24 protein-coding genes and 2 tRNA genes are annotated in these 23184 nt (G+C 68.3%); 19 read left to right on the forward strand and 7 right to left on the reverse strand.

Features of this window, described 5'->3' with window-relative positions:
• Position 1 precedes the first annotated feature (1 nt).
• The 8 genes from ITJ43_RS01585 (at position 2) to leuA (ending at position 7755) form a co-directional block, all read left to right on the forward strand.
• Positions 2-754, forward strand: coding sequence for a 16S rRNA (uracil(1498)-N(3))-methyltransferase (locus ITJ43_RS01585; RefSeq protein ID WP_194581481.1), 753 nt, complete (start codon positions 2-4; stop codon positions 752-754).
• 23 nt (positions 755-777) lie between these two features.
• The gene (locus tag ITJ43_RS01590; RefSeq protein WP_194581483.1) at positions 778-1125 is read left to right on the forward strand and encodes an HIT domain-containing protein; all 348 of its coding nucleotides are present in this window, start codon (positions 778-780) and stop codon (positions 1123-1125) included.
• Between the two features lie 55 nt (positions 1126-1180).
• Positions 1181-2221 carry a PhoH family protein gene (locus ITJ43_RS01595; protein WP_228495362.1) on the forward strand — a complete coding sequence of 347 codons (1041 nt, stop codon included), beginning with the start codon at positions 1181-1183 and terminating at the stop codon, positions 2219-2221.
• A complete protein-coding gene (ybeY, locus tag ITJ43_RS01600) occupies positions 2218-2685 on the forward strand; it encodes an rRNA maturation RNase YbeY (protein ID WP_194581486.1) in 468 nt (155 codons plus the stop codon). The genes ITJ43_RS01595 and ybeY overlap by 4 nt, the downstream gene beginning before the upstream one ends.
• Positions 2682-4004 (forward strand): hemolysin family protein, encoded by a 1323-nt coding sequence (locus ITJ43_RS01605; protein WP_194581488.1) that lies wholly within the window; start codon positions 2682-2684, stop codon positions 4002-4004. Before ybeY ends, ITJ43_RS01605 begins: the two co-directional genes overlap by 4 nt.
• On the forward strand, positions 4001-4894 hold the full coding sequence (gene era, locus ITJ43_RS01610; protein ID WP_194581490.1) for a GTPase Era: 894 nt from the start codon (positions 4001-4003) through the stop codon (positions 4892-4894). Before ITJ43_RS01605 ends, era begins: the two co-directional genes overlap by 4 nt.
• A gap of 1 nt (position 4895) precedes the next feature.
• Positions 4896-5831: a quinone oxidoreductase family protein gene (locus ITJ43_RS01615; protein ID WP_194581492.1), complete on the forward strand. Its 936-nt coding sequence runs from the start codon at positions 4896-4898 to the stop codon at positions 5829-5831.
• Positions 5832-5994: 163 nt separating this feature from the next.
• The gene (gene leuA / locus ITJ43_RS01620; RefSeq protein ID WP_194581494.1) at positions 5995-7755 is read left to right on the forward strand and encodes a 2-isopropylmalate synthase; all 1761 of its coding nucleotides are present in this window, start codon (positions 5995-5997) and stop codon (positions 7753-7755) included.
• An 82-nt stretch (positions 7756-7837) separates the two neighbouring features.
• Here leuA and ITJ43_RS01625 read toward each other — a convergent pair whose 3' ends face one another.
• Positions 7838-8524, reverse strand: coding sequence for a trimeric intracellular cation channel family protein (locus tag ITJ43_RS01625; protein WP_194581496.1), 687 nt, complete (start codon positions 8522-8524; stop codon positions 7838-7840).
• A gap of 55 nt (positions 8525-8579) precedes the next feature.
• Between ITJ43_RS01625 and recO the strand changes: the two genes are divergently transcribed.
• Genes recO through ITJ43_RS01640 form a run of 3 tightly spaced genes read left to right on the forward strand, consistent with a single transcriptional unit; the run spans position 8580 to position 10815 of the window.
• The gene (gene recO / locus ITJ43_RS01630) at positions 8580-9308 is read left to right on the forward strand and encodes a DNA repair protein RecO (protein WP_194581498.1); all 729 of its coding nucleotides are present in this window, start codon (positions 8580-8582) and stop codon (positions 9306-9308) included.
• The gene (locus ITJ43_RS01635) at positions 9305-10120 is read left to right on the forward strand and encodes an isoprenyl transferase (RefSeq protein WP_194581500.1); all 816 of its coding nucleotides are present in this window, start codon (positions 9305-9307) and stop codon (positions 10118-10120) included. The genes recO and ITJ43_RS01635 overlap by 4 nt, the downstream gene beginning before the upstream one ends.
• Positions 10121-10149: 29 nt before the next feature.
• A complete protein-coding gene (locus ITJ43_RS01640) occupies positions 10150-10815 on the forward strand; it encodes a DsbA family oxidoreductase (protein ID WP_194581503.1) in 666 nt (221 codons plus the stop codon).
• Positions 10816-10901: 86 nt separating this feature from the next.
• Here ITJ43_RS01640 and ITJ43_RS01645 read toward each other — a convergent pair whose 3' ends face one another.
• Positions 10902-11405 carry a glutathione peroxidase gene (locus ITJ43_RS01645; RefSeq protein WP_194581505.1) on the reverse strand — a complete coding sequence of 168 codons (504 nt, stop codon included), beginning with the start codon at positions 11403-11405 and terminating at the stop codon, positions 10902-10904.
• A gap of 62 nt (positions 11406-11467) precedes the next feature.
• Between ITJ43_RS01645 and dusB the strand changes: the two genes are divergently transcribed.
• The 5 genes from dusB (at position 11468) to ITJ43_RS01670 (ending at position 16946) form a co-directional block, all read left to right on the forward strand.
• Positions 11468-12688 carry a tRNA dihydrouridine synthase DusB gene (gene dusB, locus ITJ43_RS01650; protein ID WP_228495279.1) on the forward strand — a complete coding sequence of 407 codons (1221 nt, stop codon included), beginning with the start codon at positions 11468-11470 and terminating at the stop codon, positions 12686-12688.
• The gene (locus ITJ43_RS01655; RefSeq protein ID WP_228495364.1) at positions 12660-14066 is read left to right on the forward strand and encodes a deoxyguanosinetriphosphate triphosphohydrolase; all 1407 of its coding nucleotides are present in this window, start codon (positions 12660-12662) and stop codon (positions 14064-14066) included. Before dusB ends, ITJ43_RS01655 begins: the two co-directional genes overlap by 29 nt.
• The gene (gene dnaG, locus ITJ43_RS01660; RefSeq protein ID WP_194581509.1) at positions 14066-15973 is read left to right on the forward strand and encodes a DNA primase; all 1908 of its coding nucleotides are present in this window, start codon (positions 14066-14068) and stop codon (positions 15971-15973) included. The genes ITJ43_RS01655 and dnaG overlap by 1 nt, the downstream gene beginning before the upstream one ends.
• Before the next feature lie 55 nt (positions 15974-16028).
• Positions 16029-16802 carry an ATP-binding cassette domain-containing protein gene (locus ITJ43_RS01665; protein ID WP_194581511.1) on the forward strand — a complete coding sequence of 258 codons (774 nt, stop codon included), beginning with the start codon at positions 16029-16031 and terminating at the stop codon, positions 16800-16802.
• A 71-nt stretch (positions 16803-16873) separates the two neighbouring features.
• A tRNA-Asn gene (locus tag ITJ43_RS01670) sits at positions 16874-16946 on the forward strand.
• Positions 16947-17027: 81 nt separating this feature from the next.
• Here ITJ43_RS01670 and def read toward each other — a convergent pair.
• Positions 17028-17594: a peptide deformylase gene (gene def / locus ITJ43_RS01675; protein ID WP_194581513.1), complete on the reverse strand. Its 567-nt coding sequence runs from the start codon at positions 17592-17594 to the stop codon at positions 17028-17030.
• 54 nt (positions 17595-17648) lie between these two features.
• Between def and ITJ43_RS01680 the strand changes: the two genes are divergently transcribed.
• The 3 genes from ITJ43_RS01680 to ITJ43_RS01690 all read left to right on the forward strand — a co-directional run bounded on the left by ITJ43_RS01680 (position 17649) and on the right by ITJ43_RS01690 (position 19427).
• Positions 17649-18704, forward strand: a complete 1056-nt coding sequence (locus ITJ43_RS01680; RefSeq protein WP_194582418.1) for a DMT family transporter — start codon at positions 17649-17651, stop codon at positions 18702-18704.
• Between the two features lie 14 nt (positions 18705-18718).
• Positions 18719-18795, forward strand: a tRNA-Ile gene (locus ITJ43_RS01685).
• A gap of 119 nt (positions 18796-18914) precedes the next feature.
• The gene (locus ITJ43_RS01690; RefSeq protein ID WP_194581515.1) at positions 18915-19427 is read left to right on the forward strand and encodes a DUF3145 domain-containing protein; all 513 of its coding nucleotides are present in this window, start codon (positions 18915-18917) and stop codon (positions 19425-19427) included.
• Between the two features lie 154 nt (positions 19428-19581).
• On the opposite strand, the gene ITJ43_RS01695 is transcribed toward ITJ43_RS01690, so the two are convergent.
• The 4 genes from ITJ43_RS01695 to ITJ43_RS01710 all read right to left on the reverse strand — a co-directional run bounded on the left by ITJ43_RS01695 (position 19582) and on the right by ITJ43_RS01710 (position 23162).
• Complete coding sequence (locus tag ITJ43_RS01695; RefSeq protein ID WP_194581517.1) at positions 19582-20820, reverse strand: beta-ketoacyl-[acyl-carrier-protein] synthase family protein; 1239 nt, start codon at positions 20818-20820, stop codon at positions 19582-19584.
• Between the two features lie 67 nt (positions 20821-20887).
• The gene (locus ITJ43_RS01700; protein ID WP_194581519.1) at positions 20888-21136 is read right to left on the reverse strand and encodes an acyl carrier protein; all 249 of its coding nucleotides are present in this window, start codon (positions 21134-21136) and stop codon (positions 20888-20890) included.
• A 92-nt stretch (positions 21137-21228) separates the two neighbouring features.
• Positions 21229-22245: a beta-ketoacyl-ACP synthase III gene (locus tag ITJ43_RS01705; RefSeq protein ID WP_194581521.1), complete on the reverse strand. Its 1017-nt coding sequence runs from the start codon at positions 22243-22245 to the stop codon at positions 21229-21231.
• Entirely contained in the window at positions 22242-23162 is a 921-nt protein-coding gene (locus ITJ43_RS01710; RefSeq protein ID WP_194581523.1) for an ACP S-malonyltransferase, read from the reverse strand. The genes ITJ43_RS01705 and ITJ43_RS01710 overlap by 4 nt, the downstream gene beginning before the upstream one ends.
• Positions 23163-23184 lie beyond the last annotated feature (22 nt).

Consider the following 23184-nt stretch of genomic DNA (forward strand, 5'->3'; position numbering starts at 1 on the left):
GGTGGCGCTGCACTTCCTCGCGGACGAGGCCTCCGGCGACGGTACGCCCGTCGCGGCGGCGCATCCCGGCGACGAGGTCGTGATCACAGGCCCCGAAGCCCACCATGCGGCGACCGTCCGGCGCGTGCGACTCGGCGAAGAGGTCACCGTCGGCGACGGCGTCGGCACGTGGTTGACGGGCGTCGTCGCCGAGGCGACACCCAAACGCGTCGCCGTAACTGTCACCGCGCGCGCCACGTACGCGGTCTCACGTCCACGGTTGGTTCTCGCCCAGGCGCTGGCCAAGGGCGACCGCGACGAACTCGCCGTTCAGGCAGCCACCGAACTCGGAGTCGACGAGATCGTGCCATGGCAGGCGGCGCGCAGCGTCTCGCGGTGGACGGGCGACAAGATCGCCAAGGGCGTCGCGCGCTGGGCGAGCATCGTCCGCGAGGCCGCCAAGCAGGCGCACCGCCCGTGGGTTCCCACCGTCGCGGCACCCGCTCAACTGTCTACGCTCGTCGCGCGCACGGCGCACACGCGGGTACTGCTGCTCGAGCCGACGGCATCCGTCGCCCTGAGCGTCACACCAGTGGATGATGCCGATGAGATCGTCCTCGTCGTCGGCCCCGAAGGCGGCATCGCCCCCGAGGAGCTGACCGCGCTGCAAGGTGCCGGTGCCATCGCCGTTCGCCTCGGGGACACGGTGCTGCGCACCTCTACCGCGGGCCCGGCCGCCCTCGCCGTCATCAACGCCCGCCTCGGCCGCTGGTGACGGCCGCTGACTACACTCGGAGTATGAGCGAACCGTCTATCTTCACGCGCATCCTGCAGGGTGAGATCCCCGCCGAGATCCTCGCCGAGACCGAGAACGTGTTCGCCATCCGCGACATCGCCCCACAGGCGCCGGTGCATCTTCTCGTCATCCCGAAAAGCGCCGCCCACCGCAATGTGGTCGAGCTGGCGGCAGCCGATCCCGCGCTGCTCAGCGAGATGGTCGGTCTGGCGAACAGCCTCGCCGCTGAGCATGCCGACGGCGATTTCCGCCTGATCTTCAACACCGGCCCGGCAGCGGGCCAGACCGTCTTCCACGTGCACGCGCACGTGCTGGCCGGCGGTCTCGACGAGGGGAGCCTCGGTGGCTGATCCCGCCGACAACGACGAGCCGACCGTCCAGCGCATTCTCGCGGACGGCGTCGCGATGGTGCAGCTCCTAGGCCCCCAAGACCGGCTGCTGCGCGTCGTCGAGCGCGAGCACCCCGACGTCCACGTGCACGTGCGCGGCAACGAGATCACCCTGACCGGTGAGGCGCTGGTCGTCGCCCGCGCACGCGCCCTCGTCGACGAGTTGATCGCGATGGCCCGCACCGGTCAGGGCCTCGAGCCCTCCGACGTCCAGACCTCCGAACGCATCCTCCGCGCCGACACCGGGGAGCGCCCGTCCGAGGTGCTGGGAGAAGCGATTCTCAGCTCGCGCGGTCGCACGATCCGCCCTAAGACGCTCGGTCAGAAGAAGTACGTCGACGCGATCGACGAGAACACGATCGTCTTCGGAATCGGCCCCGCAGGAACCGGCAAGACCTACCTCGCGATGGCCAAGGCGGTGCAGGCGCTGCAACGCAAAGAAGTCGACCGCATCATCCTCACGCGTCCCGCCGTCGAAGCGGGCGAGCGGCTCGGCTTCCTTCCCGGCACCCTCACCGACAAGATCGATCCGTACCTGCGACCGCTCTACGACGCGCTCAACGAGATGATGGATCCCGAGATCGTCCCCAAGCTCATGGCATCGGGCACGATCGAGGTCGCGCCGCTCGCCTACATGCGCGGACGCACCCTGAACAACTCGTTCGTGGTCCTCGATGAGGCGCAGAACACGACCCCCGAGCAGATGAAGATGTTCCTCACGCGTCTCGGTTTCGGCACGCGCATGGTTGTGACGGGCGACATCACCCAGATCGACCTGCCGCAAGGCGCGTCCGGCCTGCGGCTCGTGACCCGCGTGCTCTCGAACATCGACGACATCCATTTCTCGATGCTGACGAGCGAAGACGTCGTCCGCCACAGCCTCGTCGGCCGCATCGTCGACGCCTACAGCGTCTACGACGAGCAGCGACTGGCATCACGCCGCGAGCGCGACGAGGCGGCCGAGTTCGCCAATCGCGCCGAACACCGCGGACGCCCGCGCCCGAACGGGCCACGAGACCATATGCCCCCACGAGGAGACCAGCGAGGACGCGCATGACCATCGAGATCACCAACGAGTCGGGGGTCGATGTCGACGAGACCGTCCTGCTGAGGCTGATGGCCAACAACCTCACCGAACTCCACGTGAGTCCGGATGCCGAGGTGGCGATCCTGCTCGTCGACGAAGGCGCCATGGAGGCCCTGCACGTGCAGTGGATGGACGAGCCCGGTCCCACCGACGTGCTCAGCTTCCCGATGGACGAGCTGCGCCCCGGCACGGAAGAGCAGCCGACTCCGCCGGGTCTGCTGGGCGACATCGTGCTGTGCCCGCAGGTCGCGGAGACCCAGGCGCACGCCGCCGGCCACTCCACGGTCGACGAGCTCATCCTGTTGACCACGCATGGGCTGCTGCACCTGCTCGGCTTCGATCACGCGGAGCCGGAGGAGGAGCGCGAGATGTTCGGACTCCAACGTGAGCTCATCGCCGCCTTCCACGTGGCCGAGCGCCGACGCCGCGCATGACCGAACTCCTCCTGCTGGTCGCTGCGGCACTGCTGGTCGCCTTGGGCGGCCTGATGGCAGCGCTCGACGCGGCCCTCGGAGTCACCTCGCGCGCGGACCTCGCCGAAATGGCGGTCACGGGTAGGAACGGTGCGGCGCTCGCACGCGTCGGCGCCGACCCCGAGGCACACGGCAACGCCGTGGTGTTCATCAGGATCCTCGCTGAGACGACGGCGGCCGTGGTCGTCACGGTCGCCTTCACGCTGGCCTTCGACAGCATCTGGTGGGCGATGCTCGCCGCCGCGGTGCTCATGACGGTCGTGTCATTCGTGCTCGTCGGGGCAAGTCCGCGCGCCGTCGGACGCCAGCACGCGCGGGGGCTGCTGCGGGCCTGCGCGCCGCTGGTGCGCAGCGCGCGCATCGTGCTCGGCCCACTCGCGCACCTGCTCGTCATCGTCGGCAACCGGGTGACGCCCGGCATCCACCGCAGCGCCTCGTTCGCGAGCGAGGAACAGCTGCTGAGCATGGTCGACGAAGCCGCCTCGCAAGACCTCATCGAAGAGGACGACCGCGAGCTGATCCACTCGGTGTTCGAGTTCACCGACACCTTCGTGCGCGAAGTCATGGTTCCACGCACAGACATGGTGACGATGGATGCCGCGGCCACCACGCAGCAGGCGATGCAGTTGTTCCTCGACAAGGGCGTCTCCCGCGTGCCGGTCGCCGATGGCGAGGCCGATGACATCACCGGCGTCGTCTACTTGAAAGACCTCGTGCAGTTCGCCTACCGCGACGAGACCGCGTGGCGCGATGCGCCCGTTGTGCAGATCGCCCGGCCGGCCGTGTTCGTGCCCGAATCGATGAAGGCCGAGACGCTGCTGCAGCAGATGAAGCGCGATGCTGTGCACGTCTGCCTCGTCGTCGACGAGTACGGCGGAGTCTCGGGTCTGGTCACGCTGGAGGACCTCATCGAAGAGCTCGTGGGGGAGATCTCCGACGAATACGATCTGCGCTCCACCGAGGTCGTCGACCTCGGTGACGGGCGTTTCCGTGTGAGCGCTCGACTCGGCCTCGACGAGGTGGGAGAGCTGTTCGGCCTGGAGCTGGAGGACGATGATGTCGACTCCATCGGCGGCCTCCTCGGCAAGCTGCTCGGGCGGGTTCCGCTTCCCGGCGCGACGGCCGAGTACTCCGGCTTGAAGCTGACCGGCGGAACATCGCGGGGCCGGGGCCGCGGGCTCGCCACCGTCTTCGTCGAGCCCACTGCGACATTCCTCGCCGTGGATGCCGCCTTCGGCGATGACCGCCGCCGCACCGACCGAGAAGAGGCCAGCCGATGACCGAGACCAGATCAGGATTCGTCACGTTCGTGGGGCGCCCCAATGTGGGCAAATCGACTCTCACGAACGCCCTCGTCGGGGAGAAGGTCGCGATCACCTCCGACAAGCCGCAGACGACGCGTCGCGCGATCCGCGGGATCGTCAACCGTCCCGCGGGCCAGTTGGTGATCGTCGACACCCCCGGCATCCACAAGCCCCGTACTCTGCTGGGACAGCGGCTGAACGACCTCGTGGAGCAGGTGCTCGGCGATGTCGATGCGATCGGCTTCCTCGTGCCCGCGACCGAGAAGGTCGGCCCGGGAGATCGTCGCATCGCCGCATCTCTCGACGGCTACCCGCGCTCGAAGAAGGTCGCGATCGTCACCAAGACCGACATCGCCTCCCGCGACGAGATCACCGAGCGCTTGATGGAGGTCGACAGTCTGCGCGAAGACTGGGATGCCGTCATTCCGCTGTCGGCGGTTGCCGGCGAACAGCTGGACGTCCTTGCTGACGAGTTGCTGACTCTCATGCCGCTGGGACACCCTCTCTACGAGGAGGGTGTCGTCACCGACGAGTCGCTAGAAGACCGCATCGCGGAGATCATCCGCGAAGCCGCTCTCGAGGGCGTGCGCGACGAACTTCCGCACTCCATCGCAGTGACCATCGACGACATCGCCGCCCGCGAAGAAAGCGACCTCACCGACATCTTCGCCAACGTGGTCGTCGAACGAGACAGCCAGAAGGCGATCATCATCGGCCATAAGGGCTCACGCCTTGCGGCGGTCGGCGCGCGTGCGCGCGCACAGATCGAGCCCCTCGTCGGCGGCCGGGTGTTCCTCAAGCTCCACGTGCGGGTCGCCAAAGAATGGCAACGCGATCCGAAGCAGCTCGGACGACTGGGGTTCTGACGTGGCGCGCCAGTGGATCGCCCGCGCAGCAGGCGCCCCGGACACGTGGGATTTCGCCGAGATCGAGGCGCCCACCCCGAGGCCGGGACAGGTCACGATCCGCGTCCGCGCGGCCGGCGTGAACCCGGCGGATGCGAAGCACGTCGCTCGCGAGAACGGCCAAGACTGGCCCGTGGCCATCGGGTACGAAGTCTCGGGAGAAATCGTCGCGCTCGGCCCCGACACCCAGATCGGCTCAGGTCCGGCGACCGTCGGTGATGACGTCGTCGCCTTCCGGGTACACGGTGGGTACGCCACCGAACTGACCGTGGATGCCGGTAAAGCGTTCCACAAACCGGAACCGCTCACCCATGCCGAGGCGGCGAACCTGTTCCTGACCGGTACGACGGCGGCGGAGATGCTGCACGTGGTCGCCGCGAAGCCGGGGGAGACGATCCTCCTGCACGGCGCATCCGGCGCCGTCGGCGTCGCCGTGCTGCAGTTGGCGGCGCTGCGCGGCATCCGGGTCATCGGCACTGCCGCGGAGAGCTCGTTCGACCGGGTTCGCCGTTTCGGCGGTACGCCTGTCGTCTACGGGCCGGGTCTCTACGAGCGCGTGCGTGCGATCGCCGGAGCCGAGCCGATCGCCGCGGCGCTCGACGCGGTAGGCACCGACGAAGCCATCGATGTGTCACTCGCCGTCGTCGCCGAACGCAGCCGCATCGTGACGATCGTCGTGCCGCACCGTGCACAGAGCGATGGTTTCGTGTGGATCGCGGGGTCGCTGCCCGACAGCGCCCGGTTCCGCGACGAGGCGCGCGCCGGCCTGGTCGACGCGGCGAACGCCGGGACGTTGGTTGTCCCCGTGGCCGACGTCCTGCCGCTGGCTGACGCGCCGCGCGCCCTGGCTCGCGTGCTCGAGGGCCATCCCGGTGGGGCGATCGCCCTCGTTCCGTGATGTTCCCACCCGGCACCGACGGCGTGTACGCTGTCCCCATGCGCGCGTTCGGCCTCCTTCTTAGCCGCCGCGACGAGACCTCGTTCTAGGGCCCTCCTCGTCGCGGAGCTTGTCATCGTCTGACACTCGGCCCGCACCATCCGACGAAGAGAAGCGACACCCCATGAAGAACACGCAGCAGTCCTCCGGTATGCCGATCCACAAGTACCGCCCGTTCCACGAGCAGATCCGCGTGGACCTGCCCGACCGCACCTGGCCCGATGCCCGCATCACCACCGCACCGCGCTGGTGCGCCGTCGACCTGCGCGACGGCAACCAAGCCCTCATCGACCCGATGAGCCCTGAGCGCAAGCGCGTCATGTTCGAACTGCTCGTCGGCATGGGCTACAAGGAGATCGAGGTCGGATTCCCCTCGGCGAGCCAGACCGACTTCGACTTCGTACGTCAGCTGATCGAAGAGAACCTGATTCCGGACGACGTCACCATCCAGGTGCTGACGCAGGCCCGCGAGCACCTCATCGAGCGCACGTACGAGTCGATCGCCGGCGCCAAGCAGGCCATCGTGCACCTCTACAACTCCACGAGCGTGCTGCAGCGCGAGGTCGTGTTCCGCAGCGACAAGCAGGGCATCATCGATATCGCGCTCAACGGAGCTCGCCTGTGCCGACAGTTTGAGAAGCGCATTCCCGAGACGACCGTCTACTACGAGTACTCCCCGGAGTCGTACACCGGCACCGAGCTGGAGTTCGCCGTGGACATCTGCAACCAGGTGATCGAGGTCTTCGAGCCGACCCCCGAGCGCAAGGTCATCATCAACCTGCCCGCCACCGTCGAGATGGCCACCCCCAACGTCTACGCCGACTCGATCGAGTGGATGAGCCGTCGCCTGGCCCACCGCGAGAACGTGATCCTCTCGCTGCACCCGCACAACGACCGGGGCACGGCGATCGCCGCCGCGGAACTCGGCTACATGGCCGGCGCCGATCGCATCGAGGGATGCCTGTTCGGCAATGGGGAGCGCACCGGAAACGTCGACCTCGTCGCACTGGGCATCAACATGCTGACCCAGGGCGTCGACCCGCAGATCGACTTCAGCGACATCGACCAGGTCAAGCGCACCGCCGAATACTGCAACCAGCTGCCGGTCCACGAGCGCAGTCCCTGGGCGGGCGACCTCGTCTTCACCGCCTTCAGCGGATCGCACCAAGACGCCATCAAGAAGGGCTTCGAGGCGATGGAGGCCCGCGCCGCGGCATCCGGCGTGACAGTCGACGAGATCGACTGGGCGGTGCCCTACCTGCCGATCGACCCCAAGGATCTCGGGCGCTCGTACGAGGCGGTCATCCGGGTCAATTCGCAGTCGGGCAAGGGCGGCGTCGCCTATCTGCTCAAGAGCGACCACGCGCTGGATCTGCCGCGCAAGCTCCAGATCGAGTTCTCCGGGGTCGTCCAGGCGAAGACGGATGCCGAGGGCGGCGAGGTCTCCAGCGACCAGATCTGGGAGATCTTCACCGACGAGTACCTGCCGGCCCATCACGCGGACGACAAGTGGGGACGCTTCGAACTGCTCTCGACCCGCACACAGAGCGACATGTCGGGTGAGGTCTCGCTCGATGTGACACTCCGCGACGGCGACGCCCAGATCGCCACCCGCGGTGTCGGCAACGGCCCGGTCTCGGCGTTCATTGAGGTCGTGCGCGAGCAGGGCTTCGAGGTCACCCTCTACGACTACGTCGAGCACACTCTCAGTGCGGGCGGTGACGCGCAGGCCGCAGCCTACGTCGAGCTGCAGGTCGACGGTGAACGGCTGTGGGGCGTCGGCATCGACGGTGACATCTCGACGGCGTCACTGAAGGCGATCGTGTCGTGCGTCAACCGCGCCATCCGCACGCGAGAGCGTTCCGCGACGCTCGCCACCGTCTGACCTCCCGTTCCGCCGAAACACGACCTGGCGCCCCGGACGCACCCGCGTCTCGGGCGCCAGGTCGTGTTTCGGCGATCGGGGGTCAGGGACGAATGATCGGGATCGCGCTCGTCTCGACCGCGACCTTGCGACGGTACAGCGCGCGCTGCTCCGGCAGCGAGATGTCGAAGATCACCGCCAACAGACGGATGACCGTCGTGACGACCACGCACGCGATCGCCGCCGCGACGAGCGGCGCACCGAGCTGATGGGCGAACGCGAGGATCGCGCAGCCGACCGCAGCGGCGACCGCATAGAGCGATCCCACGTGCATGATCGCGACCGGCAAGCCCATGATGACGTCACGCAGGATGCCGCCGCCGACGGCGGCACAGACACCGACGAAGATCGCGGGAACGACAGGCAGCCCCGAGGCGAGCGCCTTAGAAGTGCCGAACGCCCCGAACAGGCCGATGACCACCGCGTCGAGGGCGACGATCACCCCGTTGAGGCGCTCGAAGATGTTGGCGAGCAGCATGCCGACGAGAGCGGCGGCTACCGCGGTGATCAGGTACCAGTTGTTCTGCAGCGTTGCCGGCTCCACATTCAGCAGCAGGTCGCGGATGATGCCGCCGCCCATCCCCATCACGGTGCCGACGATGACAACGCCGAGAAGGTCGAGGCGCCGCTGGCCGACGAAGCCGGACGAGAAGAGGGCGCCCTGGACACCGCCGAGTCCCACGGCGAGCAGATCCGCCCAGAGGGGGATCACGAACAGCTGTTCCGTCACCTGACCATTGTCTCCAATGCCGCCCGATGTCCGCACCGGCGGCGATAATCAAGAGGTGCCCACCTACCGCGACGAGGTCGTGGTCCTGCGAACCCACAAGCTGGGCGAAGCGGACCGCATCGTGACGATGCTCAGCCGTCGCCACGGCAAGGTGCGCGCCGTCGCAAAGGGGGTGCGGCGCACCTCCTCGAAGTTCGGTGCACGCCTCGAGCCGTTCATGGTCGCCGACGTGCAGCTCTATCAGGGCCGGACGCTCGACATCGTGCAGCAGGCCGAGTCGCTCGGCTCGTACGGCGCCGCGATCGTCACCGACTACGACCGCTACACCGCCGCGCACGCCATGGTCGAGACAGCCGACCGCCTGAACGAGGCGGAGGCCACCCCACAGCAGTACCTCCTGCTCGTCGGCGGTCTGCGCACGCTGTCGCAGGGCGGACGCGACGCCCGACCGGTGCTCGATTCCTACCTCCTTCGTGCGATGTCACTGTCGGGGTGGGCGCCCGCGCTCACCGACTGCGGACGCTGCGGCGCACCCGGCCCGCACGACTGGTTCGTCGCCCAACTGGGCGGCGTAGTCTGCGACGACTGCGCCCCCGTGGGCTCCGCTCGACTGCGTCCTGAGACCGGAGTGCTGCTGAGGGCGCTGATCGCGGGAGAATGGGACGTCGTGGATGCCGCGACACACGCCGCCACCGCGTCGGCCTCTGGCCTTGTCGCCGCCTACACGCAGTGGCATCTCGAACGCGGCATCCGATCCTTGTCCCACATGGAGTCGTCCCGGTGAGCCCCAAGCCCTACACGCATCGCGATGCGGTCCCCTTCCGTCCGCTCGATTGGACCGGCATCCACCCGCCGCGCTTCCCGAAGGGCGGCGTGCCGAATCATGTCGCGATCGTCATGGACGGAAATGGGCGCTGGGCCAACCGCCGCGGTCTCACGCGCATCGAAGGACACCGCGCGGGGGAGGAGGTGCTGCTCGACGTGGTCGCGGGTGCCATCCAGGCCGGCGTCAAGCACCTCAGCGTCTACGCGTTCTCGACGGAGAACTGGGCGCGGTCGCCCGAAGAAGTGCGCTTCCTCATGGGCTACAACCGCGACGTGCTGCACCGTCGCCGCGATCAGCTGAACGAGTGGGGGGTGCGCATCCGGTGGGCGGGCCGCAAGCCGCGCCTGTGGGGTTCGGTCATCAAGGAACTGCAGTTCGCCGAACAGCTGACCGTCGGCAACGACACCCTCACGCTCACGATGTGCATCAACTACGGCGGCCGTCACGAGATCGTCGATGCGATGCGGGCGATGGGCGAGCAGATCGCGGCAGGGCGCCTCAAGCCGTCGGCGATCACCGAGAAGACGCTGCGCAAGCACCTCTACATACCCGACATGCCCGACGTCGACCTCTTCCTCCGCTCCAGCGGCGAGCAGCGCACGTCGAACTTCCTCCTGTGGGAGGCCGCCTACGCGGAGATGGTGTTCCTCGACACGCTGTGGCCCGACTTCTCGCGCCGCGATCTCTGGGGAGCCATCGAGTTGTACCTCGGGCGCAGTCGCCGCTTCGGCGGCGCCGTCGATGCCCCGACCGCCGAGACCGCGGAATAGTCCCCTACGCCAACGAGGTTGCACCAGACATGACGGACAAGATCACCATCGACGTGTGGAGCGACATCGCCTGCCCGTGGTGCTACATCGGCAAGCGCAACCTCGAGACCGGGCTCGCCCAGACGACCGACGACGCCGACGCACCGCAGGTGGAAGTGACTTTCCACTCCTTCGAGCTCTCGCCCGACACTCCCGTGGACTTCGAGGGTGACGAGATCGACTTCCTCGCCGGACACAAGGGGATGCCGCGCGAGCGCGTGAGCGAGATGCTCGAGCAGGTCACCGGCGTCGCCGCAGGTTCCGGACTCGCGTACCGCTTCGACCTGCTGCAACACACCAACACCGTCAAGGCGCACGAACTCCTCCACTTCGCAAAGGGGCATGGCCGCCAGAACGAGATGGCCGAGCGTCTGATGTCCGCCTATTTCACCGAGGGCAAGCACGTCGGGCGCGTCGACGACCTCGTTGAGCTGGCCTCCGAGGTCGGACTGGATGCCGACGCCACGCGTGAGGCGCTGGAATCCAGCCGTCACCTCGCCGATGTCCGCGCCGACCAGGCGCAGGCGCAGGCCTACGGCATCCAGGGTGTGCCGTTCTTCGTCATCGACGGGAAGTACGGCGTCAGCGGCGCTCAGCCGGCCGACGCCTTCGCGCAGATCACCCGTCAGGTGTGGGCGGAGAAGCAGGAAGCCTGAGCATCCGCGTTCGACTCGTCGGTGCTCGCCGCTACGTTTCGACTCGTCGCTGAGCGAGCCGGCGAGTCGAAACGGTCGCGCCGCGATCAGGCCGGCAGGCTCGCTTCGATCGCGGCGATGACCTCGGGGGCGTCGGGCTTGGTCTGCGGACGGAATCGGTGCACATCGCCGGAAGGGGTCACGAGGAACTTCTCGAAGTTCCACATGACGGGTCCCTTGGCCCCTTCGACATTCTTCGACTTCTTCAGCGCCTTGTAGAGCGGCGCGGCGTGCGAGCCGTTCACACGGACCTTGTCCATGATCGGGAAGCTCACGCCCCACGTCACGGAGCAGTACTCGAGGATCTCCTCCATCGAGCCGGGCTCCTGTCCCATGAACTGGTTGCAGGGGAACCCGACGACCTGCAGGCCGCGTTCGCCATACGTGCGCTGCAGTTCTTCGAGCTGCTCGTACTGGGGCGCCAGCCCGCACTTGGAGGCGACATTCACCACCAGGACGGCTTTGTCGCCGAACTCGGCGAGGGTGCGCTCTGCGCCCGTCGCGTCGACGTAGGGGATGTCTCGGATGTCCACAGTCTGTGTCTCGGCCATGTTCTCCACGATAGAGCCGCGATCCGCCTACACGGCGCCGCGAGTCTGGGAGAATGAACAGGATGTCCCTCCTCGCTTCTTCCGCCCCCGACCGCGCGATCTCTGCGCCGTCGACCGACCCGTCGACGCCCGCTCGTGGCTCGGAACTGCGCATCGGACCGATCACGCTCGCCGCTCCCGTCGTGCTCGCTCCGATGGCCGGCATCACCAATACCGCCTTCCGACGGCTGTGCCGCGAATATGGCGCGGGACTCTACGTCTCCGAGATGATCACGACGCGCGCCCTCGTCGAGCGCAATGCGACGACCATGCGCCTCATCACCCACCACGAGTCGGAGACGCCGCGTTCGATCCAGCTCTACGGCGTCGACCCCGCCACCACCGAGGCGGCCGTCCGGCTGCTCGTGGAGGAAGACCGTGCCGATCACATCGACCTCAACTTCGGGTGCCCGGTGCCCAAGGTCACCCGCAAGGGCGGGGGAGCGGCGCTGCCGTGGAAACTCGAACTGTTCCGCGAGATCGTCAGCCGCGCCGCCCGTGCAGCCGGTGACGTGCCGCTGACGATCAAGATGCGCAAGGGCATCGATGCCGACCACCTCACGTTCCTCGACGCGGGGCGGATCGCGGAGGATGCCGGGGTTGCGGCCGTCGCTCTGCACGCCCGCACCGCCTCCGAGTTCTACTCGGGTCACGCCGACTGGTCAGCCATCACGGCGCTCAAGAACGCGGTGACGAGTATCCCGGTGCTCGGCAACGGCGACATCTGGTCGGCTGACGACGCCGCACAGATGATGGCCGAGACCGGCTGCGACGGTGTGGTCGTGGGTCGCGGCTGCCTCGGTCGCCCCTGGCTGTTCGGCGACCTCGCGCGTAGCCTCGGTGGACCCGATGCCGCCCACGGCGCACCGGTGGATGCGACGCTGGGTTTCGTCGCTGACGCGTTCCGCCGTCACGCCGAGTTGCTCGTGGAGTTTTTCGACGACGAGGCCCGCGGATGCCGCGACATCCGCAAGCATGTCGCATGGTATTTCAAGGGGTATCCGGTGGGCGGTGAGACCCGCGCACAACTGGCGACGGCGTCGAGCCTCACCGAGATCGACGACCTGATCGCGACACTCGATCTCGACGCTCCGTACCCCGGCTCGGCGGCGGAGGGCCAGCGGGGGCGCGCGGGAACGCCCAAACGTCCGGCGCTGCCCGACGGGTGGCTGCTGACCCGCGAGATGAGCGGGGATGCTGCGCGCGCGCTCGCCGATGCAGAGGTCGACACCAGTGGCGGCTGATGGCGGCGGCATCGCCATCGCCTCGGGCCGACCCGCGGGCTACGACGAACACGACGCCGAACGTTTCATCCCCGAACAGCACCGTTCGCAACGCGATGGTTTCGCCCGCGACAGGGCGCGTGTGCTGCATTCGGCCGCGCTTCGCCGGCTCGCCTCCAAGACGCAGGTGCTGAGCCCGGCGAGCCCGGAGGATTTCGCCCGCAACCGTCTGACCCATTCGCTCGAGGTCGCACAGGTGGGTCGGGAGCTCGCGATCGCGCTGGAGCTCTCGCCCGACGTGGTCGACACCGCTTGCCTCAGCCACGACATCGGGCACCCGCCCTTCGGACACAACGGCGAGCGTGCGCTCAACGACTGGGCGGAAGACATCGGAGGGTTCGAAGGCAACGCGCAGACACTCCGCATCCTTTCGCGACTCGAGCCGAAGGTGCTCGATGCCGACGGTCGCAGTGCGGGCCTCAATCTCACCCGGTCGAGCCTCGATGCGACGTGCAAGTACCCGTGGACGGTCGAACACGCCATCGCTGACCCCGGCGGACGTGACAAGTTCGGCGTCTACCCCGAAGACGAGGCGGTCTTTCGCTGGATGCGCCAGGCCGCCCCGGGCCGGGTGCGCTGCATCGAAGCCGAAGTGATGGATCTGTCCGATGACATCGCGTACTCCGTGCACGACTTCGAAGACGCCGTACTCAACGGCTACCTCGACCCGGCACGGCTCGCCGACACCCGCGAGCACGAGGCGCTGCTGACCGCGATCCAGACATGGGTAGGTTTCGGGTTCACGCGCGATGAGCTCGCCGATGCGTTGTACCGGCTCACCCGCATGCCCGAGTGGCTGGGCGGTTTCGACGGCTCACGCGCAGCGCTTGCCGGGCTCAAGAACCTCACCTCCGATCTCATCGGCCGCTTCGCCCGCGCGGCGACGACCGCCACGCGCGAGCACTACTCGGTGCCGGTGTTGACGCGCTATCGCGGCCGCGTCATCGTGCCGCGCGTGATCGAGGCGGAGATGGCAGTGCTCAAGGGCATGATCGGAGCATTTGTCGTCACCATCGACGGCCGCCGTGGCCTCTACAAGGAACAGCGTCGCGTGCTCAAGCGTCTGGCGAGTGCTCTGTGGGAACGTCCTGAAAACCTCGACCGCATCCACGCCGAGGACTTTGCCGCGGCATCCACCGATGCCGCGCGCAAGCGCGTGGTGGTCGACCAGGTCGCCAGCCTCACCGACCGATTCGCCATCGAATGGCATGCGCGGCTGATCGGCCCGGTAGACCTCCGCGAACTCGGCCTGCGCTCGGGCGACGGACGCTCCATCGCGCCCAGCGGCTTCGCCCTTCCTGAGCCGATCGCTGGGCTCTGGCCGGCCGAGGGACACTGATGGCGCGCATCCGGCAGTCCGACGTCGACGAGGTGAAGGCCCGCACCAACATCGGCGACATCATCGGCGAGCGCGTCGCGCTGAAGTCAGCGGGCGTCGGTTCGCTCAAGGGACTCTGCCCGTTCCACGATGAGCGCAGCCCGAGCTTCCACGTTCGCCCTCACGTGGGCTACTACCACTGCTTCGGATGCGGCGAGTCGGGCGATGTCCTCTCGTTCCTCCGCGCCATGGATCATCTCTCGTTCACCGAGGCGGTGGAGCGCCTCGCGGCCCGCATCGGATACTCCCTGCATTACGAAGACGGCGGTGCCGCCCCCGAAACGAGCGGCCGCACCCGCCTCTACCAGGCGAACTCCGCCGCCGCCGAGTGGTTCCGTGGCCAGCTGTCGTCTGCGGAAGCGGACGCCGGCCGACGGTTCCTGGGCGAGCGCGGGTTCGACGCCGGTGCGGCGGCGCACTTCGGCGTCGGCTACGCGCCGAAGGGGTGGAACAACCTGCGCGACGCGATGCGCAGCCAGGGGTTCAGCGACGAGGAGCTGTCGGCGGCGGGTCTCGTGTCGCAGGGGCAGCGCGGTGTCTACGATCGCTTCCGCGGCCGCGTCGTCTGGCCCATCCGCGACGTCACCGGCCAGACGATCGGTTTCGGCGCGCGCCGCCTCTATGAGGACGACCAGGGCCCGAAGTACCTCAACACCCCCGAGACGACGATCTACAAGAAGGCCCAGGTTCTCTACGGCCTCGACCTCGCCAAGAAGGACGTTTCGCGCTCTCATCGCGTCGTCGTCGTCGAGGGCTACACCGATGTGATGGCCTGTCACCTCGCCGGCGTGACGACGGCCGTCGCCACGTGCGGCACCGCGTTCGGCTCCGACCACATCACGATGCTGCGGCGCGTGATGGGCGACGACACGGCCGCCGGCGAGGTGGTGTTCACCTTCGACCCCGATGCCGCCGGTCAGAAAGCGGCGCTGCGCGCCTTCGCCGACGCCAAGCGGTTCAACGCGCAGACCTATGTCGCCACAGGCCCACAGGGCCTGGACCCCTGCGATCTGCGCCTCGAACGCGGCGACGCCGCCGTACGCTCGATGCTCGACACCAAGGTGCCGATGTTCGAGTTCGTCATCGACCAGCGCCTGGCCGGGTTCGATCTGGCCAGTGTCGAAGGCCGCGTGGGCGCCCTGCGGGCCGCCGCTCCGGTAGTCGGCGAGCTGCGCGACCCCCTGCTGCAGCCGGAGTACACCCGCGTGCTCGCCCGCCGCCTCGGCATGGATACCGAAGCGGTGCGCCGCGAGGTCGAGCGGGCCGGCCGCGAGTCGGCACGCCATGCCGAGGGCCCGCGCAACGGCGACGCTTCGGCTGCCGGACGGGCGGGTTCGGCAGATGCCACCGGTTCCGATCGCTCCGTCGGCGGCGAGGGCGCCGAGCCCTCATTGCGGATGACGTTGCGCACCCTGCCGCGGTCGGCCGATGCCTCCCTGGAGCGCGATGCACTCATGGGCATGCTGCAATACGGACATCTCGTCGACGGCGCCGAACTCGACGCCGCACTGGCCCTGCCGATGCAGGTGCCGGCGTTGGATGCCGTGCGTCAGGCACTCGTCGCTCATACCGATCGCGCGCGCATCGGTTGGGCGTCCAGCGCAGTCGAGTCGGTGCGCGAGCCGTACCGCTCGCTCGCCGTCGAACTGCTGACGGCGGATTTCCCGGCCCTCACCGAAGCGGAGGCGGCGGCATCCACGTACTCACTCGCGCGCCGGCTGCGGGTGCGGGCGGTCGACCGCGAGAAGAATGAGCTGCTGGGTGCCATCCAGCGGTTGCCCGCCGATTCGGAGCAGGGCCGTTCGGTGCGCCTGGCACTGCGTGAACTCGATGCCCAGCGGCGCGCACTCACCGAGGCCTCCGCCTAGACTTCGGTCGTGACCGCGGTGGCGCGGGCGCCGACGACACGGCAGGATGATGTCCATGCCTCCCCGCTCCGCTCCCGACGCGTCGCCCGTGGCGGTGCGCTGCGACGACCTCTCCGTCTCGCGCGGCGGCGCGCGCGTCGTCGACGGCGTGAGCTTCCGCCTCGAGTCCGGCGCTGCACTCGCGGTGATGGGCGCGACCGGGTCGGGCAAGTCGACGCTCGCCGCGCTGCTCGCCGGAGCCGACGACGACTCGCTCTGCGTCGTCGGAGGCGACGCGTGGGTCGATGGCACTCCGATCCGCAAGAGGGGCCGGGCCGCACGCGTGCGCGCGTACTACACCGGCTACGTCCCACAGCGTGCGGGATCCGACCTCCCGGCGCGCCTCACCGTCGGCGACGTGATCGGCGAGCCTGTCACGAGCCGTGACCGGCGCGTCAACCAGCACGCGCTCGCGGTGCGCATCGCGGGACTGCTCGACGAACTCGAGCTGCCCCTCGGCGCCGCCGCCCGATATCCGTACGAACTGAGTTCAGGCATGCGTCAACGCGTGGCGATCGCCCGTGCCCTGATCTTGCAGCCGCGCATCTTCATCGGCGACGATCCCTATGCCAACCTCGACCTCGAGGTGCGTCGGGCAGCCCGTGACGCGTTGCTTCGCCGGCGCGATGCGAACGGCATGGCGATTCTGATGGTAACCAACGACGCCGAGACCGTGCAGGAGATCGACGCCGACGTGCTTGTGCTCCGCGCCGGACGTCCGGTGGCCTACGGTCACGGCACGGCCGACCTCTTGTGGACACCCGACGGGGGCGTGCGGCTGGTCTCGTGAACGTGTCCGATGTCGCGAGCACTCCCCGAGGTTTGCTAAGATAGACGGGTTGCCCGCTCACGGGTGATTGATCCTCGGTAGCTCAATTGGCAGAGCAGCCGGCTGTTAACCGGCAGGTTCTTGGTTCGAGTCCAAGCCGGGGAGCGAACGGCCCCAGACTCCACTCTGGGGCCGTTTTCGTCTCTTCCGGACGGTTCTTCGGGACCGTTGTTCGAGACGTCGGCGTCACGCCTCGAGATCGTCGATACCGGGCGTCCAGGCCACGCCGCCGCGGCCCCAGCCGCGCTTGCGGGCGATCTTCTGCACCGTTTTCCAGTCGGCGTCGTCGAGGCGGTCGATGTACAGGATGCCGTCGAGATGGTCGAACTCGTGCTGCATGATGCGAGCCCGCCAGCCATCCACCTGGATGTGTACCGGCGCACCGTCAAGGTCGGTTCCGGTCACGATCACCTCGTCGGAGCGGCGCAGAGGGAAACGCTCGCCGGGGAAGGACAGGCATCCCTCCGACTCCTCATCGGGGTCGGGCGCACCGGGAACGGTGGGCCGCATCCAGAGGTCGGGATTGATGATGACGCCCCGCCACGGCGCACCCTCGTCGTCCTGATAGCTGTACGTGTAGATTCGTAGGCCCACGCCCACCTGTGGAGCGGCGAGCCCGACTCCGGGCGCCGCATCCATCGTCTCGAACATGTCGGCGACGAGCGTGCGGATCTCGTCAGTGATCTCGGCGACGGGTTCGGCGGGGGAGTGGAGGACAGGGTCCCCCATGATGCGAATCGGAAGAACGGCCACGTCCTGAGCCTATCGAGCGCACCGGCCCGTTAGTGTCGAGGAGTGGATGCCGCGATGACCGGTCTGGGGGACGTCACCGACAAGCTCGTCGGTGTGTTCGCCGACCCCGGCATCCTGATCGGCATCCCGCTCGCGCTGCTCGGCGCGGTATTCATGTCGTTCGGTGCGCAGTATCAGCACCGCGGCGTGCAGAAGGTCGAGCGCCTCACCGCCACCGACGGCGGCTCGGGCTTGACCGGCGGCCAGATGTGGAACCTGTTGCGCCGACCGTCGTGGGTGGCGGGCACCATGATGCTCGGCCTGGCGATCGTCTGCCAGCTCACCGCGCTCTCGTTCGCGCCGCTGATCCTCGTGCAGCCTCTGGGCGCCGTATCGCTCGTCATCACCACGCTGCTGAACGCGCGCATCAGCGGCCTCAAGCCGACCGGGCGTTCTCTGACCGCCATAGGATTGTGCGTCGCGGGCATCCTCGTGTTCGTCACGGTCGCCGCGCTCTACGCCACCGAGACACCGATCACCGACGGCCAGCTGATCACGGTCCTGATCGTTCTCGGCGTCGTCGCCGTGATCGTCTCCGGGCTGTGGGCCTGGCTGCGCACGCGCATGGGTGCGCTGTTCTACATCGTCGCCGCCGGCGTGATGTACGGCTTCGTGGCGACTCTCGCGAAGGTCGTGCTCAGCCGCATCCGCACCGGTGACTTCGAGTGGCTGACGATCGTCTGCATCGTCGCTCTGGTCGCCGGAACGGCGATCGGCGCGTACTTCGTGCAGACCGCGTACGCGTCCGGCCCTCCGGACCTCGTCATCGCCGGGCTGACGGTGATCGATCCGATCGTGGCGATCGTCATCGGACTTGCCGTGCTCCGCGAAGCGGAGGGAGCCCCGTGGGGTGCCTACGTGGGCTTCGTCGTGGCGGGCGCACTGGCCGTCACCGGCGTTTTCCAGCTCGCGCGACACCATCCCCAGGTCATCAGCGACAGCCAGGAGATCCCTATCACCCGCGGTCGCGGTGAGTCACCCTCACCCGGCTCGCAGCGGCTCACGGATGCCGTCGCGAAGGTCTGGCCCGAGCCGCCGGTGCGCGACAAGGACGACCCACGCCCCCGATAGACTTCCGGGAGTAGGGGGCGGTGGCCAAGCTGGTCAAGGCAGCGGGCTCATAACCCGACGATCGTGGGTTCAAGTCCCACCCGCCCTACCAATGACACGGTTGTGATTCCGCGTCGTCATCGGTCATAATGGGCCCACAACCACATAACAGCCACGCATCCGGCACTCAGGTCGTAGGGGAAGACGTACCTGAAGAAACGGAGATTCGCGATGGCGACCACGTCGACCCCACAGGCGCGCGGAGTGATCTACATCCACTCCGCGCCACGAGCGCTGTGCCCCCACCTCGAGTGGGCTGTCGGACGCGCCCTCGGGCGTGCGGTGAACTTCGAGTGGGCCGATCAGCCCGTACTCAACGGAAGTCGCCGCGCGGAGTTCTACTGGGAGGGGCCCGCCGGCACCGGCGCCGCCCTGGCCACAGCGATCCGCGGCTGGGAGCACCTGCGTTTCGAGGTGAGCGAGGATCCCAGCCCGCGCTCCGACGGCGGCCGGTGGATGCACACGCCGGATCTCGGCATCCACTTCGCGCAGACGGACACGGTCGGCAACGTGGTGATCGGCGAGGACCGCATCCGCTATGCCCTCGAGATCGCCGCCGGCGACCCGTACGACCTGCAGCGAGAACTGCAGGTCGCGCTGGGCTCTGCGTGGGATGACGAGCTGGAGCCCTTCCGGCACGCGAGCGACGACGCGCCGGTCGTCTGGCTGCACAAGGTCGGCTGACCCCCCGGACCTCAGATGAGCCCAGGCACCTGTACCGGCTTCGGAGGGCTTCCCGGAGACCGAGAACGCGCATCCTCGTCTGACACGAAAGACGCCCCCGTCATCCCATCGGATGCGGGGGCGTCTTCGCGTGCGAGAGGCGGGTGTCCGCCGATCAGACGGAGGCGAAGGCAACGACGGCGTTGTGCCCGCCGAAGCCGAAGGAGTTGCTGATCGCGAGCTGCGGCCCGTCGCCCAGCGGCATCGGCTGGCCGGACAGGCGGAAGGGCACGGCCGGGTCCTGCTCGGTGAGGTTGATCGTCGGGGGCGCGACACGGTCACGGATGGCCAGGACCGTGAAGATCGCTTCGAGCGCGCCGGTACCACCCAGAAGGTGGCCTGTCGACGCCTTGGTCGCCGACACGGGGATCTCGCGGATGCGGTCACCGAAGACGCTGTGCAGGGCCACGTACTCGTTCGGGTCGCCGACGGGAGTCGAGGTGGCGTGGGCGTTGATGTGTGTCACGTCGTCGGGCGAGGCATCGGCCATGGTCAAGGCGAGGCCGACCGCGCGGGCGGCGCCCGTACCCTCGGGGTCGTTCGCGGTGATGTGGTACGAATCGGCGGTGACGCCGCCACCGACGACCACCGCGTAGATCTTGGCCCCACGCGCCTTGGCGTGCTCCTCGGTCTCGAGGATGAGCACACCTGCACCCTCGCCCATCACAAAGCCGTCACGGTCGATGCTGGCGGGACGGGATGCCGTCTCGGGGGAGTCATTGCGTCGCGACAGCGCCTGCATCGAGGAGAACGACGCAATCGTCACCGGGTGGATGACCGACTCGGTTCCACCGGCGATCACGACATCGGCGAGACCGTCGCGGAGGTGCTCGATCGCGTTGACGATCGACTCCGTGCTCGAAGCACAGGCGCTCGCGACGGTGCGGGCGTAGGCGCGTGCACCGAAGTGTAGGGAGAGGTTACCTGCGGCGGCGTTGGGCATGAGCATCGGGACCGTCATCGGCAGAACTCGACGCGGTCCCTTCTCACGCAGCGTGTCCCAGGCGTCGAGCAGCGTCCACAGTCCACCGATGCCGGTAGCGAAGTCGACACCAAGGCGTTCCGGGTCGACCTCCGGGCTGCCGGCATCCGCCCAAGCCTCCATAGCCGCCACGAGCGCGAACTGCGACGACGGGTCGAGGCGCTTCGCGATGGGACGCTCCAGCACGGTGTCGGGGCGGACGGCGGCTTGCGCGGCGAACGTCACAGGCAGGTTGTACTGCTCGACCCAGTCGTACTCGAGTGTGCGGGTGCCGGAGGCGCCACCCAGCAGCGCTGACCAGCTCTCCGGCGCGGTGCCACCGATGGGGCTGGACGCGCCGATGCCGGTGACGACGATTCGGGGAATGCTCATGGTCTCCTCGGATGCTCCGGTGGGGGCGCAGACGCCCCCACCGGGGTGCAGGTGGCGAGGCCTGAGGTCAGGCCTGGTGGGTGGTGATGAAGGTGACGGCGTCGCCGACGGTCTTCAGGTTCTTGACCTCTTCGTCAGGGATCGTGACGCCGAACTTCTCCTCGGCGTTGACGACGATCGTCATCATCGAGATCGAGTCGATGTCGAGGTCGTCGGTGAACGACTTCTCCAGCGCGACCTCGTCCGCCGAGATGCCGGTCTCGTCCGTGATGAGCTCGGCAAGCCCTGCGAGGACCTCGTCGTTGCTGAATGCCATGGGATTCTCCTTGTTTATCGGGGTTTCACGGCCCTGGAGGGCCGACGTTCAGTCTAGGTGCGACCGCTGGCGCGGCCAGGTATCTCAGGCCGTCAGGGAAGAACGACGACCTGCGCGCCGAACACGAGGCCCGCGCCGAAGCCGATCTGAAGGGCCAGCCCGCCCGATACCTCGGGGTGCTCGGCGAGCAGTCGGTGCGTGGCGAGCGGGATCGAAGCCGCGGAGGTGTTGCCGGTCGTCTCGATATCGCGGCCGATGACCACCGATTCGGGAAGGCCCAACTGCTTGGCGAACTCGTCGATGATGCGCATGTTGGCCTGGTGCGGGACGAAGGCGGCGAGATCCGACGCCTGAATGCCGGCCTCTTCGAGAGCCTGCCGGGCGACCTTCACCATCTCCCACACCGCCCACCGGAACACGGTCGGCCCTTCCTGACGAAGCGTGGGCCACGGGGCCTTGCCGTCGCGGAACTCGACCAGCGTGTGGTTCATGCCGACGGCGTCGGCCTTCGAGCCGTCCGAGCCCCACACGGTGGGCCCGATGCCGGGGAAGTCGCTCGGACCGACGACGACCGCGCCGGCGCCGTCGCCCAGAAGGAAGGAGATCGACCGATCGGTGGGATCGACGATGTCGCTGAGCTTCTCCGCACCCACGACCACCGCGTAGTGCGCGGAGCCCGCCCGGATGAGCGCGTCCGCCTGAGCGACGCCATAGGCGAAGCCTGCGCACGCGGCGTTGACGTCATAGGCGGCCGCAGGGTTGGCGCCGATGCGATCGGCGACGATCGCCGAGACCGACGGGGTCTGCTTGGGATTGGAGACCGTCGCGACGATGACGGCGTCGATGAGTGCCGGGTCGACGCCGGACGTCGCGACAGCCTCCGCCGCGGCATCGGCGGCGAGGTCGATCGCGGTGGTCCCGGCATCCGCGCGCACACGCGTGACGATGCCGGTGCGCTGGCGGATCCACTCATCGCTCGAGTCGATCGGGCCGACCAGATCGTCGTTGGGCACGGCGTTCTCGCCGCGCGCCGCGCCGTAGGCGTAGATGCGGGTGTGGGCGGGTCCCGTCGCCTGGACGAGGGTGGGCCGGGTGGGCGCGTGGGTCACGCGTCGCCTCCTGTCAGCAAGGCGGCCGCGGCCGCGAGATCGTCGGGTGTCTTCACGGCCACGGTCGGCACCCCGCGCAGGGCGCGCTTGGCGAGCCCCGTCAGGGTTCCGGCGGGTGCGAGCTCGATGATGCCGGTGACGCCCGCATCGGCGAACGACTCCATGCAGAGGTCCCACCGCACCGGCGAGGACACCTGGTCGACGAGCAGATCGAGCGCGACCCGACCATCGGTCACGCGCGAGCCGTCACGGTTCGTCCACAGGGCAACGGTCGGGGCGGATGCCGAGACGTCCGCAGCCGCCGCGCGGAGCGCATCGACGGCAGGCGCCATGTAGGAGGTGTGGAAGGCTCCGGCCACCTGCAGGGGAATGACGCGGCTGCCCGCGACGGGGTGCGCGCTCAGTTCGCTCAGCGCGTCGAGCGCACCGGCGGCGACGATCTGCCCGGCACCGTTGTGGTTGGCGGGAGTGAGAGCCAGCTCATCCAGCAGCGCGAGAACCGCGTCGCGGTCGCCGCCGAGCACGGCACTCATACCGGTCTGCTGGAGTGCGGCGGCCTGGGCCATCGCACGGCCGCGGAGACCGACGAGGCGCATTCCGATCTCGGCCGGGATCACCTCTGCGGCGACGAGCGCGGCGATCTCGCCGACGGAGTGGCCCGCGACGCCATCCGGTGCATCACCGGCAGCAGCGCGCAGCGCACCGTAGGAGAGGAGGCTTGCCGCAACGATGAGCGGCTGAGCGATATCGGTGTCGCGGATGCGATCCGCATCCCATCGGGTGCCCGCGGCGACGAGGTCGACCTCGGCGTCGGACGCGTAGGCGTCCAACAGGTCACGAGCGCCGTCGAGTTCGAGCCAGGGCTCGAGAAAGCCCGGGGTCTGCGAACCCTGTCCAGGGAAGACGGTGATGATCACTTGCCTATCCTTCCAAGTAATG

The sequence above is a fragment of the Microbacterium sp. VKM Ac-2870 genome (assembly GCF_015350795.1).
GTDB lineage: Bacteria > Actinomycetota > Actinomycetes > Actinomycetales > Microbacteriaceae > Microbacterium.

Coding starts and splice junctions, on each gene's coding strand:
- ITJ43_RS01590 (WP_194581483.1), top strand. CDS start 778: ATGAGCGAACCGTCTATCTTCACGCGCATCCTGCAGGGTGAGATCCCC.
- ITJ43_RS01595 (WP_228495362.1), top strand. CDS start 1,181: ATGGTGCAGCTCCTAGGCCCCCAAGACCGGCTGCTGCGCGTCGTCGAG.
- ybeY (WP_194581486.1), top strand. CDS start 2,218: ATGACCATCGAGATCACCAACGAGTCGGGGGTCGATGTCGACGAGACC.
- ITJ43_RS01605 (WP_194581488.1), top strand. CDS start 2,682: ATGACCGAACTCCTCCTGCTGGTCGCTGCGGCACTGCTGGTCGCCTTG.
- era (WP_194581490.1), top strand. CDS start 4,001: ATGACCGAGACCAGATCAGGATTCGTCACGTTCGTGGGGCGCCCCAAT.
- leuA (WP_194581494.1), top strand. CDS start 5,995: ATGAAGAACACGCAGCAGTCCTCCGGTATGCCGATCCACAAGTACCGC.
- ITJ43_RS01640 (WP_194581503.1), top strand. CDS start 10,150: ATGACGGACAAGATCACCATCGACGTGTGGAGCGACATCGCCTGCCCG.
- ITJ43_RS01645 (WP_194581505.1), bottom strand. CDS start 11,405: ATGGCCGAGACACAGACTGTGGACATCCGAGACATCCCCTACGTCGAC.
- dusB (WP_228495279.1), top strand. CDS start 11,468: ATGTCCCTCCTCGCTTCTTCCGCCCCCGACCGCGCGATCTCTGCGCCG.
- ITJ43_RS01655 (WP_228495364.1), top strand. CDS start 12,660: ATGCAGAGGTCGACACCAGTGGCGGCTGATGGCGGCGGCATCGCCATC.
- dnaG (WP_194581509.1), top strand. CDS start 14,066: ATGGCGCGCATCCGGCAGTCCGACGTCGACGAGGTGAAGGCCCGCACC.
- ITJ43_RS01665 (WP_194581511.1), top strand. CDS start 16,029: ATGCCTCCCCGCTCCGCTCCCGACGCGTCGCCCGTGGCGGTGCGCTGC.
- ITJ43_RS01680 (WP_194582418.1), top strand. CDS start 17,649: ATGACCGGTCTGGGGGACGTCACCGACAAGCTCGTCGGTGTGTTCGCC.
- ITJ43_RS01690 (WP_194581515.1), top strand. CDS start 18,915: ATGGCGACCACGTCGACCCCACAGGCGCGCGGAGTGATCTACATCCAC.
- ITJ43_RS01695 (WP_194581517.1), bottom strand. CDS start 20,820: ATGAGCATTCCCCGAATCGTCGTCACCGGCATCGGCGCGTCCAGCCCC.
- ITJ43_RS01700 (WP_194581519.1), bottom strand. CDS start 21,136: ATGGCATTCAGCAACGACGAGGTCCTCGCAGGGCTTGCCGAGCTCATC.